Consider the following 16,124-nt stretch of genomic DNA (forward strand, 5'->3'; position numbering starts at 1 on the left):
TCAATCAGAATACGTAACCGGCCACCTACTTAAAAATCATCGTAAGTCGCTCTTTCGCTGCGACTGTCGAACGATCGGTTGATTACCATAAGTCCGGTCCCCATCCGGCATCCAAGTATTTTTCATTGTTGCGCCGATACTTTTATAGAACGAGGCGAGCTCACCGATATTTTCGATAATTTGCCAGTTTCCCCTATCAAGCATAGCCAGAGGAAACTGGCCGGCGCGGGCGACGTCCCCCACCAAGCCATGTTCTGCATAAGCTTCTCTCTCAAAAAGTTTAGTTTGGTCGGGATAATTTACTTGGGCCCCATGCCGTATGGTATTAAATTGGTTTCCTCTGCCTCGTCGATTGTCGTCGGCTACAGCTACATACTCATTCATTTTATCAATGGCGTCCTTTTCCTCCTTTGAATTCGCCAACATTGTACGAGGCTTCCCGCTACGAAATGTAATAAGATCATGCATGTCATAATCCCCAGTAAAAGGGCGTGTTTTCCAATTGTCCATCGCTTTCAAGTCAGCAAGGCTAGCATCGAGATTATTGATATCAATTGGGTAGACGTGTGCATCTAACTCATGTGCGCCGCTCAGAACTAGACCTACTAACCCTGTATTATCCCAGCTCCCGACAAAGCCTTCAATTCCAGCACCTTGTACTTTTTTCAATATGTCGGGCGCTCTTTCAGAATAGGCGGCTTCCAGAGAGCTGTCTTTGATGGTTTTTCCTAAAATATTATGTCCTTTGGCGGCCGCCCCCTCCTGTAAAGCACGCAGCGTCGCGGCTCCCGCTTTCCTGAAGCTGACAGCAAAGTTACCGGCCTTAGATGCTTCTGCAAGTGGTTCCATATGATTTGCGCAGATATATTTATCACTTACCTTACACCTGCCGTCGGGATCTAGATACTTGACTGGATTGTTACCCACCATTTGATACAGATTCAGCCCATCCACCCCTCCAGCCGGATCTGGATTAATCCAGCGCCCCCAAGCCGGGGCGTAATAACGAAACCCGTAGTAATACAAGCCGGTGGCATCGCGCTCTTTACCTGAGTAGCGAATGGTCTTGTATTTGACTTCAGTGTTATCCCGCGCCGCCCACCAAGCCGTCCCACCGTACGGATAATACCCCTCCTGGCTGACCAGGCAGGCTTCGCTGTTCAGCTCCAGGGTGCTGGAGCCCAGATGATCACCCACGCCGTAACGAAGCTGATCATTGCTGATACCGTCCGGCGCTGTCTCCCCCCAGTGCAGTGCCCTCACACTGCAACGCCCGGGAATTTGCACAGTGATCACATCAAGCGTTTCTCCAGTCGCGCTGTCCTCCCGGATTTCCAGCCCTGGCAAATAGCGGACTTGTGCAATGTGGCTAACCGCTTTGGCCTGGCTGAGGCGTACTTTGCGCAGCCGTTGGCCACCGCCGTCATACACATAAAGTTCAGTGTCGTCTGGCCCTGCATCGCGGACTACGGGCGTGACTTGACACAGTTGATTGCGACCATCCCATTGCAACACCTGCCCGGGTTGCAATTGCTGCACATTGCCGTTGGCATCAAAACCGGCGCTGAATGCCTGGACCTCGGGCAGGGGGCTGCCCGCTTTCTGCAACAGACTTCGGTTGCTGCACTCGGCGACCTGCATCTTGCGCGTGTAACGTTGTGCTCCACGATGCTGAAGCGTGTGCAGGTTACCGGCCGCATCGTAAGTATAGTGCTGCGTGTAGTGGACCAACTGGGCGGGGTCCACACAGACCCGTGACGCAGGACCGTGGCCACGGCGGCTCACCTCGCGCCCGGTGGCTTGGATCAATTGCGACAAGGTGTCGTAGGCATAGGTGTTAACCGGTTCGATACGCGCATTGGCGAAGTGTCGGATCGACTGGCTGGCATCGGTGATGCTCAGCACATTGCCAACCGGGTCGTAGCTATACCGCAGGTCTTGTACACAGTTGTTATCGGCGCGCTGCGCCACCAGGCGTTGCAGGGCGCCAGTGTCGGCGCGGTAGATGGCCGTGGTGGTGACGCCGTTGCCTGCGGTTTCGGTGGCGAGTTGTCCAAACGCGTTGTAGGTGAGGTCGCGGATCACCGTCGTCGGTTCAGCCTGAGCACTCAATTGCAAGCGACTGCCAACAGGTTGCCCCGCGACGTTATAGTCGGTGTATTGGCTGTTCCCGCGGGCATCGGTCTGCTGCAGCAACGTGCCCAGTGCATCGTAATGCCAGCGCGTGGTTGCACTCTCAGGCTCAAGAAGTGCATCACGCTGCTCGACGAGTTGCGGCCAATCCGGGGTTGCCAGATCCTGTAAAAAATGGCGCGTCTCGGCCAATGGGGCCCCCTGCAGACTGTAGCCGTGGAGCTGACGGCACCCGGCGGTGTCGTCCACCCGCACCGGCTGGCCGCACTGATTGTTCGCCAGCGCCTCGGGCGTCTGATCGCCATAGGTGGTCACGCCGATGCAGTGCTCCGGTGCGTCCAGGCGCTGTTCAAACACGGCGACTGGCCTTAACAACGCATCGTAGCTCTGCCGGGTGCGGGTGCCGCGACCATCCCAGGCCCGCTGCAACTCACCCGACGCGCCCCATAAATGCAACTGCCAGCCGGCGTCGACACTGTCGGTCAGCAACGGCCGCCCCGACAGCGAGGTCAGGCCGCTGAGGTTGGCGGTGTCGGCGCTCGGCGGATCACTCAGGGCAAACAGCCGCGGGTCCCAGTGCTGACTCACCCGTCCCGCACGCCGAGTGGCAGTGGCAGTGACGCGGGGATGGGGTTCATCTTCTGGCGAGCGTCGGTAATAGGCAACGCTGCGCACGGATAAACCGAACGGACTGTAGACCTGCAGCGTTGGCGTGTGGCGGTGAAGGGCGAAATTAGTCATAAGCCTCCCTAAGGTCACGGGTGGCCAACACGTCCGCATCGGTCGCATTAACTTCCCACGCGGTATCGTTCTCGTCTTCGGCAACGACATACCAGGGCCAAAAAGTTTTGCGCTGGAAATAACCATCAGGGCGCGTTGTGCGAACTTCCCGTCCGAGCGCGTCATACTCATGCTGAAAGTAATAAGCCTCTGGCCGGCTACTTCGCTCACTGACATAGTGATAGGTATCGAGATACAGAGGCTGATAGGTGCGTACCGGCAAGCCCTTATTGTTGTATTCCTGCCCACCGGATACCAGCCAACGCGCACGGGTGTGAATTTCAACGGCCTTGCCCAAAGTGCTCATCAATCGCTTGCCATCGCTGCGATAGGCAACACCGGGGGCCGTTTTGGTGCTTGTTTGCACGGTACGGCCCAAACCATCCGAATAGCTAATGGCGATACGTACTTGCCCGTCTGTGTCTGTCGGATAGCGGTCAGCGGAGAAGACGGCCGTATGCACCGGCGCATGTACATCGGACCCACTGTGGGGCACGTAATACATTATCGAAGCCCACCCTCCCAGGATGGTTCTTCGAGCTATCTGAGCCGCATCTCGTCCTGATTCATCGGCTGCAGCCAGCTGTCCGATCGCGTCGCCAAGTTGAAGGATGGTGCGTTGATAGCGCGTGCGAAAATGAGGGACACCGTCAGCATCGATGACCCTATCATAGAGCGGCTCGAAGCCCGCGGCAGTCCCATTTTCCGTCCCGTAAACAGTCGTGGCCAAAACCCGTCCCAAGCCATCGCAGAAAACCTCTTGGGTATTGTTGTTGATATCCACAAACCGCAACGGTTGCATCGTGCGATAGTTGTAATACGCGTGCGATGTTTGACCAAGTGCGTCGATGATCGTCTCAACCTGACAGTCATAACGGTCATAAGTAAAAGAACTTGGATGCTCGGTACGGCGGCTGGGACTATGGCTAATCAGGTGGTAAAAAGACTGCTCTGGGGCATAGGCGCAGAAGTCGGACTCAATGCCCCATAACGGCTGAATCTCCACGCCTGGGATTACCAGCGTGCTTTGCATTGGATTGAACAATCCCCACGCCATGCGATGGTAGCCCGCCTGTTCCAGCATCTCGTCGAGCGCTCCTTCTAACCCGGGCACTCGCTCGTAGGCGGACAGTGCCAATGCGTCCAATTCTGCACTTTCCATGTGGTGCAGCAGCCCTTGCAAGGTGGGCTGTCCTAAGGTTCCGGCCTGATTGTAATAGTGCCTTACCTGCAGACTGCTCATCTGGCGAGTATCGGGGGCATCGGCGATCAATAGGTTGCCGGTGGTGGTTTGGGTAAGGACTTCATAGCTGAGCAGCGGCGTCTCGCGCCAGGCGGCGCCTGCGGCACTGGTGCTGAAGTCACCGTCGATCAAAAACTCATGAGCAACGCTGCAGCTCTCTTTCACCAAGCCCAGACGCCAGCAATTCACCTCGGTCAGATGGTAATAGGATTGCCGTGATTCCGTCAGAGATAACAAGCGCTGCGCAGCGTCATGGGAGTCGCGCCACCACTTCTGCTGCCACGGGTCGGTAAGCACGGGCGGCGGCTCATCGGCCAGGGTGAGTCGGCGGGGATAGACGATCGCCACGCTGTGGGTTGGCCTTCCATAAATATCCGAGGCCAGATTGATTTGCTGCGTACAACGCGGATCGCTGGGAACGCCATCGTACTCGTACTGCAAGCTCTCAAGCAGATGGGGCATGACCACAAGAGCCTTCTGCTCATGCAATGACAATAGATCCACCCCATAGCGCGAATCACTGACGCTATACAGCCGCGCAGTCGCATCGACCTGTTGCGCGGGTGGAGTGCTCCATATTTCAGTGCGCAGCACATTCCCCGCCAGCGCTCGTGCCATCACGACTCGCTGGTCGGGTTGCACCGTTTGTCCTCTGTACCCGGTATACAGGGTCGCCGCTAGAGTCATGGCTTGCGGGTCATCCTGGCAATAGCCGGGACGATCAACACCACATTGCACGGTGCCTTGGTGGTACCAAGTCCGCGTGAGCACCGAAGCAAACACCGTCTCTGGGATTGATTGCCCCTGGAGTGCCTCATTGGTACTGTGACTCTGCTCGGTTCGCGCCTCCGTGTCGATACTATCCACCCGGGCAAAGCCGCGGAACTTACGTTCCTGTCGGTCGTAAAACCCGCGTTGGTAGCGAAAGGATTGCGTCAACTGGTTGCCGGAAATCGCATCCTGTTGCGTCAGGCTGGCGACCGTATGCACAGGAAAGGGAAGATGGCAGACAGCGTCTGGCTGTGTCGACTTTTCATCGAGCCATACCTGTGCCGAACTCCTGTAGGTAATCGATGATCTGAGGCCCTGGCCGTTATCCATTGCGGTCAGTAGCCAGGGTTTTTGGTGGTTGAAGTTAAAATACCAATGGCGTTCTGAGGCTTCTCGTTGCGGCAGTGTCAACAGCAGGTTCGCACACCCTAAGCCATCAGTATCCGCAAACTGGAGCACGCTCAGACGGTCATACTGGACACCCTCTGGAAATTCGAGGCGCACCGGCTGTACGTCAATACGATTGCCTGAGCGATTGCGATAAATGGCTAAAGAGTGGGTGTGGGCGTAAATCAGGTCCGGTGCGCCGCTCCCGTCAATGTCGGCCAAAAATACCCGGTGCGGGTCGAAGTTGACGGCGTCATCGAAACAGACTCCCTGAGCCAGGTTAATCGCGCTGCCAAAACGACCATGCCCCAGATGCGGCCAACACTCCACACTATTATGACGAACCCGGATCATATGCTGCTGCCCAGAACCGAGCATATCGCTAAAAGCAATTACCTCGTTCTGCGCACCTTGCATTGGAAGAGAAACCGCCTCACCTTGTTCAACATCAATACCGGGCGCAAAACCCTGCTTGCCGAGTCCGGCATACAGCCGCACACTTTTCGGGCCGATCAGCACCAAGTCCTGATAGCCGCTGCCGACCAACGACACCAGTTGTGCTTGCTGCTGGGTAAATTCCGGAGGGAAGACTGAGAATGGGGTGAAGTCCGACCAGCTTTTATCCGGTCGTTGCGAAAAGAACCCCGCCATACCTGGCTCTGTAATGACCCAATCCAGCTGAGCATCGCCAGTGAAATCGGTCAACAAACGATGCCCGGATTCACCGGTCTGTCCAATAGGGGATTGCGGTAGGGGTACCCAATCAGCGTAGTCAACAGCATCGCCACCCACTACACGATTGCGCCGGGGCGCGCGGTAACGCCAACCCGTAGTGTCGCGTAACAAAATGCCTGGGATCCCTTCGCCGTACAAGTCTGCAAGCTGATAGGCCCCGGTTGCGCAATCGGGGAAATCGGGCCTAGGCGTAAAGCTGCCTTGCGACACGATGGTGGCCAGGTCACAGCCTGCGTACTCAAATGTGATCGGCGGAACACGATCCTCCCCCTGCTCTGAGACGCCGATCAAGTCGACGCGTTTCAGGTGGGAAATACTTGCGTCCTCGGCATAGGTAAGGGCCAGGCGTTGTACCAACACCCATTCATCGCCAGCCAGTTCAGGAAAACGGTGGTACATCAGCACTTGCCGGCATAAACGCCGAGTGCGCACTTCAAAGCCATATTCGTAGCGCGAAAAAGCATCTTGGCGTAGCGTGACCATATCATCCCATTCGGCCCATTCTTCGCGAACATCAGCCGTATCCGAATAGGCAAAGATCAGATTGAAATGCCAGTCCTGGTCCGCTATCGCAGACCCGAGATCAGAGCACGCCAAGCGATTTCCATAGCGAATGCCTGTGAGAACGCGCTGGGTACCTTGCTCTCGTCCGTCAAAGCACTCAATTTTCTGGTCGTTGGTATATTCATAACGGATTTGCTCACCATTAACCGACACCGAAGCTTCCAGTAGCCATTGAGCAATATGGGTCTCGGGATGGGCTGGATCGGCGATGCGCGCGTTTGTTGTGCGTCCAAATTGATGCAGGGTGCCGTCCGCGGCCTGCATCAGCCAGAAACACGGCCCACCGGCATCGGGGGTCCAGCACTCGATTTTGTCGAAGGCTCCTTCAATTTGTGGAAAGTAACGTTGCACATGATGCGCGGTGGTGACTGTGCATCGAGGATGCGCGGTGGCGGGCATGCACTTGAGTTGCCCGCTCTCATCGCGCTCGGCGACGAGGCGCTCCCCGTTGGGACCGAGGAGTGTATCGGTCGGCGTATAGTGAGGTACGCCGTAAACAGCCTCCCGGGAAATAGAGGGCAACGCCAATCCCCAACCAATACCAAAGATGCCGTTGCCCGCGCCGCTATTGTACTGCAAGGCCAATCCTGGTGAGAAACCACGACCAGTACTGACCGGTAACGGAATAGAAAAGGTGGCCATGCCAGAAGCCCCGGTGCTGCTCAGTGCATCACCTAGGCCGTGAAGTGCACCGCCACCTTTGGGAAGAGAAAGTACCGGGACCTGAACGGGGGAAGGGGAAAGTGATTGCATACGCAAACTCCAAAGTCGAATGCCTACCGGCCCGGCACGCGGCATCAGCACCTGCATACAAGGGCTGATGCCGCGAAGCTTTGGGCAGGTTGAATGAAAAGGCTGGAAATCAGTTCGCGATCATTAACTCAGCAAGTCCGGTGCGGGCTTGGCGAGAAGGCCCTGTACCTTCGTTGCAAAGTCCGGTCCTCCATCACGTGCCGTATAACGAACACGGACGATGATGTCGGTCAGTGAGGCGAGCATCTTTTGCTGGTCATCGCATCGATGGTTGGGGAAGGACAATTGCCAGGACGAGACGGCACCTGTGCCTTCAAACGGCAAATAGCGCTCCTCGCCAAAGCTGAGCTGAAACGCACCGCTATCATCCATGCCTGTTGATAGCGCCACTTGCTGATGAGCTCGCAGGTTGGATTGCACCCAAGACGAATTGCCCGTTTTATCGAGGAGATATTGAACGCCTTCAATTTCGGGCTGGGTGACGAAACCACTGCAGATTTGTGACAGCACCGCTCGTATATCCTGGTAAGGACCTACCAGGGCGGGCAACGTGACCGAAACAGCGGCGATTTGGCGTAGATAGTGGCCGGGATAGCGCTCAGCAAAATGACGCTCTGTTAACACAAAACCCAATGTTCCTTGGTTGAGTAGAGTTGTCTTCCAGTCGCTCTGGCCCTCGCCCTCCAGCAAGGCTTTAAGCGATACGGTATGAACAATCTCCAACTTACGCTGATTGCGCATCAAATAGGCTTGCTCCAGACGTTGCAGGCCCATCTTCAAGCTCTCTCCCACCAGCATTCCATGGTAACGATCATTCCAGACGCTTGGCTGAATAAAGCGTGGGCCATCGAAAACACCTGTTTCGTACTGCCAAGCCGCCTCGGTGGACAAACATAAAGACATCACGCCGTCGTAAGCCTGGAAGTACAGCGTTGATAATTGCCCGGTCATCCATTGATATAGCGCTTCGCCTGAAAAGCGCGTAGACAGAAAATCGCGTGTTTCCTTTAAATGGCTCTGCTGCTGCGTGAGCTGCTGCAGCTGTTTTTGCTGAATCGTTTGCTGTTGTTTTTCCACGTCGAGCTGTTTACCAATCTGCGCCACCTCCTTAATGGCCTGATCACGCATCAGCGTCCACTCGGCTTGACGGCGGCGATATTGCTCCGACATTTCCATAATAGAAGCGCTTTGTGACAGTACCGATGCCCCCACCTCAACAACGGTGCTGGCGGCATACAGAACCGATCCATAGCGCATCCCACCGTTTGAAAGCCCAAAAACATTGGGGGCCAAATCGGCAATGCCGCCGGCCGATCTGAGGGCGGTGCTTGCGACTGAGCCGGCAATGGCAGCGCCGTGCATTGCCAGCGCCGCAATTTCTACGCCAGACTGTCCTTGCTCCACCAACGACGTGTAATGATCCACACGCAGCTGCGCCGCTTGTTTGCTCACCTCCAGAGCCGCTTGGCTCGCGACACTCAACGCAATGGACTCTTCCTGAATGCCGAGAGTGAATTGCGTCAACAAATTGTATTGCTGATCCTGCTGCAACACCTCCAGGTGAATACTGTCCTTACGCTCGAGTGCGTTATGCAAGGCGTTGCCCAACTGCATTAGCATCTCGACCGCAGCATTGGCTTTGTTGATCATGACCGCAAATCGATAATGGGGCACGTTCAGTTGTCCCGGGCCTCCCGGCCGGCCTGAGCTCGCTTCGCCACGCCCAGAGGCCAGCAGTGCAAGCGGATCCACAGGAGCATCAAACAATGGCAACGACAATAGCTGCCCATCGATATTCAAACCATGGCGCAGGTTGAATAAACGCGTTTCGAGCTGTGTCCAAAACAGATGCAAAGCCGCATTACGCGGCAGAACGAAAATCCCCGTATGCAGCTGACCGTCGGCCTTCTCGTTTAGGCGCAGCAAGCAATCCTTGTCGAAAGCCTCTTGCGTGGTTTGAGGTATCCAACGCGGTGCGCGGTTCTCATCGGGCTGTTGCCCCAATAAAGCCAGAGCTTGTTTATACCATTGCTTGGCGTCAGCCAGACCGTCACGCGTTAACTCACGGTAGCAAGCGTCGCCTTGATCGATGAGGTTTTTTACGTAGCTGAAGAACACCGCTTTGCGATACAAAGTGGGGTCGGCCATGGCACGGGCATTAGGGTCGGTAAGATCATCTGCAATAAAATTTGCACCGTTGCTGATGTCTATCAACGTGCGTCCGTTCCACGGCCTGGAAGCACATGACGGATCGAAGAGGTAGTGTAACCATCGGGTCGCGTCCTCAAACCGTTGTTCCTGATTCAATCGATGTGCGACCAAAAAAGGCATATGGAAAAACAGCTCCCATAAATACAAGCTATTGGCACCTTTGAAATCCAGCGCTGTGGTGATCTCAGAGATAGTCTCACCGGGTTGAGCCACATGAGCGGCGGCCATGACCCCGTCAATGCCGTTCTCGCCACGACGGATCAACTCTTTGGCAAACAAGGTGTTCAAACGAATCGGTGGCCGCTGGCGATCTTCTGCAGCGGACACCAAGGTCTGTATGAATTGATCGTCCACGCGAATGGAATATTTTGAGTTAGAATTCGCTTTTAAATAATGTATATCCACACACTGCAGGATTTCGACCTCCATTGGCTCCCTGCTCGGCCCCAAGCCTTGAGCAAAGGTTAGGGTATAGGTGACTGAATGAAACAGCTTTTGGAACTCGTCCTCCCTCTCCAGGCTAATTGGTATTTTTCTAGAGCCGCTTCTAAGCTCTTCCATTGTCAACGTAAATTCCGCCGCTTTTTCTGGGTTCAAAATCCAAACTCTATATTTGACCTCCGTAGGCTCAATATACCAGATAGGGCCTGAACTCAAAAAAGGGGTAATGTGAAGGGTAGTATCGATGACTGAGTAGTCGATCTGTAACTGAAGATTCAAAGAATTTGCCGGAACGAAGAGTGGATACTTTCTGACATTAACGCTACTTTGACCCGTGAGCGTATAGCTAACGGTAGACTTATTGTAAGGATGCTGGATACTGGTCGATTGGTAAATTTCACAAAGATTTATTTTCTCTTTAGCATCGATGCAGTTTAGCAAGGCGTCGAACGTCTTTCCAACCAACGCAACATCTTCTGCGCCATAGACCTCAAGCCGTAAAAATGTATTATTGGAATCGGTAACATCTTTCACTGCGATCAACCGCTGTGGCTGCTGACCGTAAACGTCACTGTGGATTTCTTGGGGCGCGCTCCAGCTGTCATCGAAACGCTTAAATGCCAGCTTTACAGAAAGATTGTAGCTCAAAGGCTTACTGGCCTCTTTCGTCAACGCCGTCTCTTTGTGTTCCGTTGCTTCACACCAGAGAACATATAAACGTCCATTCATGCACATGGGTTGCACTGAGCCACGTGTCGCTGCCGACAAGCCTTCGATTTTTTTCCACTCACTCCAAGCATCCGGGTGGATGGCGCCGTCTGAAGAGAGGTCCATGTTCAGTGAGCGCCAGTAGTAACTGTCAGGACCTTTTTTGCTGCGGCCAATAAAATAGATGTCGTCTTTATCAGCCCTCAACCCGTCTTGGTACCCGCTGACGACATCCAGATTGCTAATCTCTTCGAACTGGTTCAAATAATCCAGCACGGCGGCCTGAACGCCATCATCGCTGATTCGTCCTTGGCTTAAACGTATTTCCAATGCAGAAAACAGTTCCGTCTTGCTGAGACGCAAGGTCGGGGTCAAATAATTTTCTGGATAAGCGCGCAATTGCTGATAGCCGGCCCATACGGCGTAACGGCTATTTTTCTGCTGCCAGGCAGTGACTTCATCCGGCGTGGCGCTGAGCGCGGGCTCCAATCCTTTCATCGCGCGATTGAGATATTGCTGTGCACTGGCGATGGACTCGCCCAGCTCGCTGGTGACGACATTGCTGTGAACAAGTGGATCGATCAGCAAGTAATCGTAGAGGTCTTCGGCTGTCCGCACGGCAGGGTTGTTGGCGATGTTCTTGCCGAGGTAGTAACTGATCAATGCATCGCGCTTCGCGCAGCTGATCGCGTCCTGAAATAGCTGAGGCATAGTGAGGCTCCAAACAATAAAAAAGACCATATAACAGATGAGTGGCGGCACCCGCACATCATTGCAATAACAACTGATTGTTAATCCGGGCGATGTGAAACACTGGCGATTAGTTGGTTTGCGATCGATTGCCACGCTTCATATGTTTTTTCAACATCTGCCAACTCTGTCAGCAAGCCCTTAAGTTGATTCAGAGCGGCCTCCGACAGCCCGGTTTTCTCGGCCAATGTATGCGCCCGCGACAACATTAGAAGCTCTCGTGACGTGCGGGGTTCGCTGCTGAGATCCAGGGGTAATAATGTAGAGGCTGCCTTCAAATCGTTTGCAGATTCGCTATTGGCATTACTCAGATAACTTAAGACCTGTGCTTCTGACGTATTGATCGCATTTAGCAGTAGGACAAACGCTCGCATGGAATACATGGCGTCGAAGGAAAGTTGGGAGTCCCAACAAACGAACCAGTCGGGGTGATTAACCCAGGCCTCTACGCCTGCAGCACTCATCCCGCACAGGGATATTGCTGCGGCATAACGCATAAACTTACAGGTAAATGCCACCCCGCTGGCGATCGCCTCTTGTTGTACGTTTTTATCTGGGTCAATGGCGCTTGTCGCTAATGCCCTGAATGCCTCGGTTGTCTGGCCCATCGCTTTCAATAACAAGGGAACCCTATCCGGTGAAACCGAAACCAGATGAGCCACCGCTTGGATGATCGCTTTATCCCAGGCGGCATCATCTGAGAGCTGAGGGGCCAATGTGGCAAGCTTCTCAAGGAATAGAATCACCGGCCGATCAGAATCCAGCTTTGCCATATCAGCGCTCAAAATCGACTGCAGTTCAGCCACTGTCCATTGCTGTTGACGTAGCCATGACACGACGGTGTCTAAGCGGAGAAGGATGTCAACCGCCTCCTCAGGCTGAAGTGAGTGGGCTAGCAAATTGCAGTTCCGCCAACCACATACGATCAACAGTTCTTGCGGTTTTAGCCCGAAAAGTGCTGACAGCTTGGAAAAAGCATAAAGTCGCGAGCAATACGCCAAACCGCTTGGCGACGATGTAGTGCTACCTTTATCAAGATGCAATGCCAGTTCGGTGAGTGTCACGGCATTCACCCCAATACCGGCACACAATTGACTGATGATGTTTGCAGGGCATATTTTTAATTGTTCGGCATTCGCTGGCAATGACGTGTGGCTTAGCCGCTGTTCAAATTGCCCCTTTGTGTTAAAAATTCGGTCAAAGAATGAGGGCAGACCTTGCGGGGTCGCGACCGACAGCGAGCCGCCTAGCAAGACAATAAAGAGTTCCAAGGTTAATGCACATTTTCGACTTAAGTAGCGAAATAGGCCCAGCACATGCAGGACCTCAAATCTTTTGCGCGACATTATATAATTTTTAAAGCACACTGAAAGCAGCGCATCTAATTGCCCGTAAGGGGCATCAAGCAATTGATGCAGTCGTATCATTTGAAGCATGCGCAGCACTTGTTGATCTGTGCATTGCAAAAACGCTTGCCCATCCGCTGTTGTTATCAGCGTGACTGGTTTTCCTCTGGTGCCGGTAATGTAGTACCTGCCTTCAAGAGACGAAGCGCCCTCTTGATCGCTTAAAGCAAACTCCTGCAGACAGAGCAATTCTTCCACGTCCCGCCGAGCGAGTCCGGTCACACGGCAAAAGGTAATTAATGCAACTCCCTGGTCTGTCGGCCGTAGCAGGGGATCAATGTAATCATTGTTATTTTCCTCGACCATCCACACGGCATGCTCTGGCGGGCTCCACTCCAGATAGCCGACCATCGACATTTCATCGTCCGCCCCCCAGCCTGACAAGGGGGTCATCAGAGAGACAACATCGCCCAAATGAATATTCTTTTCCTGCAGCGCCTGTTTCACTTGCGTATAGGGCAAGTGGAACGGAAGTGGCATTGGATAATAAGTGGTCGCCAAGCCTTTATAGAGCGTTGCTACATCCGTGTGCGAGGTTTTGTTGAGTATCGCTTGTTCGAGTAGAGGATTGACCAAGGTCAAAGCCTGAGTCGACGTCTTTAACTGCTCGGCACTCAGTATGATGGCGTTTAAATCACGGCGCCGGTGTGCCAGTGACAACGCGTCAAATACCACAGGATCCTGTGTGGGCTCAATCGTTTCGCATTTTGCGACGTTTCGGTAAAGCGAGAGCAGATAGGCGGCAGGAGAGTCCCATGCCTCGATTTGTCCTGGAATACAAAGACTGGGCCACGATTCGTTGAAAAGCGTTTGAAATGTCAGCGCGAAAGGAGCCCCTCCGGTCACTGAACGCGTCAACGTGTCCGCTGGGGAATCGTTTCGATCGTGAATGGTCTCCAGAAGGTGCTGATGTTGGTGTTGAGTCACAAGCAGGCGCGCAGCACGATAAATATCGCGGGCCCAGCCTCCAAGAGCAGCGGTGTAGATCCTTACAAATCGATCTTCTTCAAATTGCGCAATCATAAACACAGACGTTAGGTGCGCGTCATTGAGTTTTACTTGAATGTTCTCGCACACGTCCTTGGGTAGCGATAGTTGCTCGAACAGCCTCTCCCACCTCCATGCTGCGTTTTCGACAGGCGAAACAATTTCCGAGGCAATGATGGTCATTGAGAATCCTTTTATGGGTTCTTGTGCGGTTTAAATTAATGGCAAGCCAAGTCGAATTGCGACAAGCTCGATCAACCTCAATCAGACGCGTCTTGCTTCAAAAGCGAATTCTATTTTCGCGAGGATTTATTTCGACAACTCCGAAAGTAGATTGCCATGAATTGAGGCGGGTGTTCAATCATTTGATCTCAAGGGTTTATTTGGGCATTTAATTCACGATTGGCGCGTACCGATTAAAAACGCAAGGATCAATTTGTTTCCACAAGCGACTCAAGCCAAAGCTTGTAGATAGCGACCAGGCCCTGCAAGGTCGGTTTAGCGGCGAATACCCAATGATTAAAACTCCCACCATTTATTTTGCGAACAGGCGGCTTCGATTAATCCGCTCGATCAAAACCGGACAGAGATGGCCGCCAGTAAAAACAACCCACTGAACAGGCTGATGACTAGCCAAAAACACTTAGTGTAACCCGCAGGGCTACAACATCTCGTACTTCAATACGACCGAGGCTAACAGACAATCGCTGCTGTGTTTGTAGGCTGTCTGTAGGCCGCCTGTTTCGGAGTGTAACGAAGGCGAGAAACGCATCGCTTTTTACATCGGCATTACGGTGGAGAAGTTACCCTTGAACCTGCTGAATAAAGAAGTCCATGTGCATGGGCAAATCTAGAGCGCCGCGGGTGGCTTGACAGCCTTGGTCGCCATGGTCCTGCGCGATGATGCATCGTTGAGGGCGTCATCCTGCGTGCCGCCGTCGTCGACGCTTCGGCATGCACTGTGCGAATGAGTTCACTCAGGATGCGGTGATTGGAATGGCCCCCTCACCATCAGGTAACTCCAGTCTGATATAACTTTCACGACAGGTAGATGCTTTGCCCAGCGGGGGCTTACCGAACTGCTGTTGAGGATCAGGCCCATGCCGGCTTTGCTGACGCCTTTCCCCACGCCAGTGAATTCAATGCCCAGGTCGAAGAGTTGATCGTCAGCCTCTGCGCGGTACTGCTGGCACAGGCCTGCAACAGCAGATTGGAGCCCATGATCAAACATCAACTACCGGCCCTGACCTGGCAGCGACTGCATGGGGTAAAGCAGAACTTCCTGCGTGCGGAACATTGCTCGACGCCAACGTCAAACGGGTTGTCTACCAGTCGAGCATGCCGTGGGGCCTGTTCGAGCTTGGGGACGGATCGGTGAAAGATGACCGTCTAAGTGCGCGTGTAATTTCGTCCACGGGGGTATGGAATCCGCACATGGGCCTGAAAAATACCCATTTTGGGATAGTTATCTGGGAACGGATTATTCCTTTTCCACGGCCCCAGGAGAACACTGTTGTGACTGCGTCTAACCGATGACCCCGGCGCGTGCTGGACCTGATGAGAACCTGTCGCTACGCTCACCACTTGCAGCACCGATCATTTTAAACCGTTTGGTTGGGGAAAGAGGTCGCGTTCGGCAGGCAATCGAAACCCAGCGGCACGCAGACCTTCTGCGGGGGCTGCAAAGCTGCCGGCTTACTGCTTGAATAAAAGAGATCGCCATCGCCGCTGGTTTCGCACGTTTGCTCAGGCTTTATTCAGCGGCTTACCACTCGTTTTCAAGGAAGAAAACATCGACAGCTCCAGGATGAGGAACAGCGTTGACTACCACAACATACGTTGCGACGCTCGAAGTATTGCAGGCCTGCGAAGCGCTTGAGGCCTTTACCCGAGAAGCGCGCGAAAACCTACGAAGCGGATTACCCACCGTGCCGGATGAGCAACAGAAGGCCTTGCTTATGCAAGCCCTGGATCTCATCAATGGCCATTTGCTTGAGGCGTGTGCGGTTATGTTGGAGCCCCATTACCCCACCCCTATCGATCCTGAAAAAACGGCTTAGCCCTGCTCTAAGTTTTCGTGGCATTTGCTTGAGCATTTTACCAGGCAAGATTTAACCCATTTTAATTGGCCGTGGCCACCAGACTGTAAATCACAGCCGCTCGTTCTCCACCGGCACCGTCACCGGCAAACAGGTCATTTTTCGACCCCGCGCGACGGTGCGCAGCGCCCGACCAACCGCTCTAATACGCTGAGC

At 53.9% G+C, this 16,124-nt stretch carries 6 protein-coding genes; 2 read left to right on the forward strand and 4 right to left on the reverse strand.

The genetic code is table 11. The features are described 5' to 3' along the window. Positions 1-36 precede the first annotated feature (36 nt). The 4 genes from ACYZT6_RS25690 to ACYZT6_RS25705 all read right to left on the reverse strand — a co-directional run bounded on the left by ACYZT6_RS25690 (position 37) and on the right by ACYZT6_RS25705 (position 14,052). Positions 37-2,874 carry an RHS repeat-associated core domain-containing protein gene (locus tag ACYZT6_RS25690; RefSeq protein WP_462029137.1) on the reverse strand — a complete coding sequence of 946 codons (2,838 nt, stop codon included), beginning with the start codon at positions 2,872-2,874 and terminating at the stop codon, positions 37-39. Next, positions 2,867-7,366, reverse strand: a complete 4,500-nt coding sequence (locus ACYZT6_RS25695) for a SpvB/TcaC N-terminal domain-containing protein (RefSeq protein WP_462029138.1) — start codon at positions 7,364-7,366, stop codon at positions 2,867-2,869. Before ACYZT6_RS25695 ends, ACYZT6_RS25690 begins: the two co-directional genes overlap by 8 nt. A gap of 123 nt (positions 7,367-7,489) precedes the next feature. Beyond that, the gene (locus ACYZT6_RS25700; RefSeq protein WP_462029139.1) at positions 7,490-11,572 is read right to left on the reverse strand and encodes a Tc toxin subunit A-related protein; all 4,083 of its coding nucleotides are present in this window, start codon (positions 11,570-11,572) and stop codon (positions 7,490-7,492) included. Next, a complete protein-coding gene (locus tag ACYZT6_RS25705; RefSeq protein ID WP_462029140.1) occupies positions 11,518-14,052 on the reverse strand; it encodes a Tc toxin subunit A in 2,535 nt (844 codons plus the stop codon). Before ACYZT6_RS25705 ends, ACYZT6_RS25700 begins: the two co-directional genes overlap by 55 nt. A gap of 868 nt (positions 14,053-14,920) precedes the next feature. On the opposite strand from ACYZT6_RS25705, the gene ACYZT6_RS25710 reads away from it, so the two are divergent. Continuing rightward, entirely contained in the window at positions 14,921-15,247 is a 327-nt protein-coding gene (locus ACYZT6_RS25710) for a Tn3 family transposase (protein WP_462029141.1), read from the forward strand. Between the two features lie 442 nt (positions 15,248-15,689). Beyond that, complete coding sequence (locus tag ACYZT6_RS25715) at positions 15,690-15,929, forward strand: hypothetical protein (RefSeq protein ID WP_462029142.1); 240 nt, start codon at positions 15,690-15,692, stop codon at positions 15,927-15,929. Positions 15,930-16,124: the final 195 nt, after the last annotated feature.

Source organism: Pseudomonas sp. RT6P73 (genome assembly GCF_054897715.1).

Excerpts from the sequence above, each read along its gene's own strand:
- ACYZT6_RS25690 (WP_462029137.1), bottom strand. The coding sequence starts at position 2,874 with ATGACTAATTTCGCCCTTCACCGCCACACGCCAACGCTGCAGGTCTAC.
- ACYZT6_RS25695 (WP_462029138.1), bottom strand. The coding sequence starts at position 7,366 with ATGCAATCACTTTCCCCTTCCCCCGTTCAGGTCCCGGTACTTTCTCTT.
- ACYZT6_RS25705 (WP_462029140.1), bottom strand. The coding sequence starts at position 14,052 with ATGACCATCATTGCCTCGGAAATTGTTTCGCCTGTCGAAAACGCAGCA.
- ACYZT6_RS25710 (WP_462029141.1), top strand. The coding sequence starts at position 14,921 with ATGCTTTGCCCAGCGGGGGCTTACCGAACTGCTGTTGAGGATCAGGCC.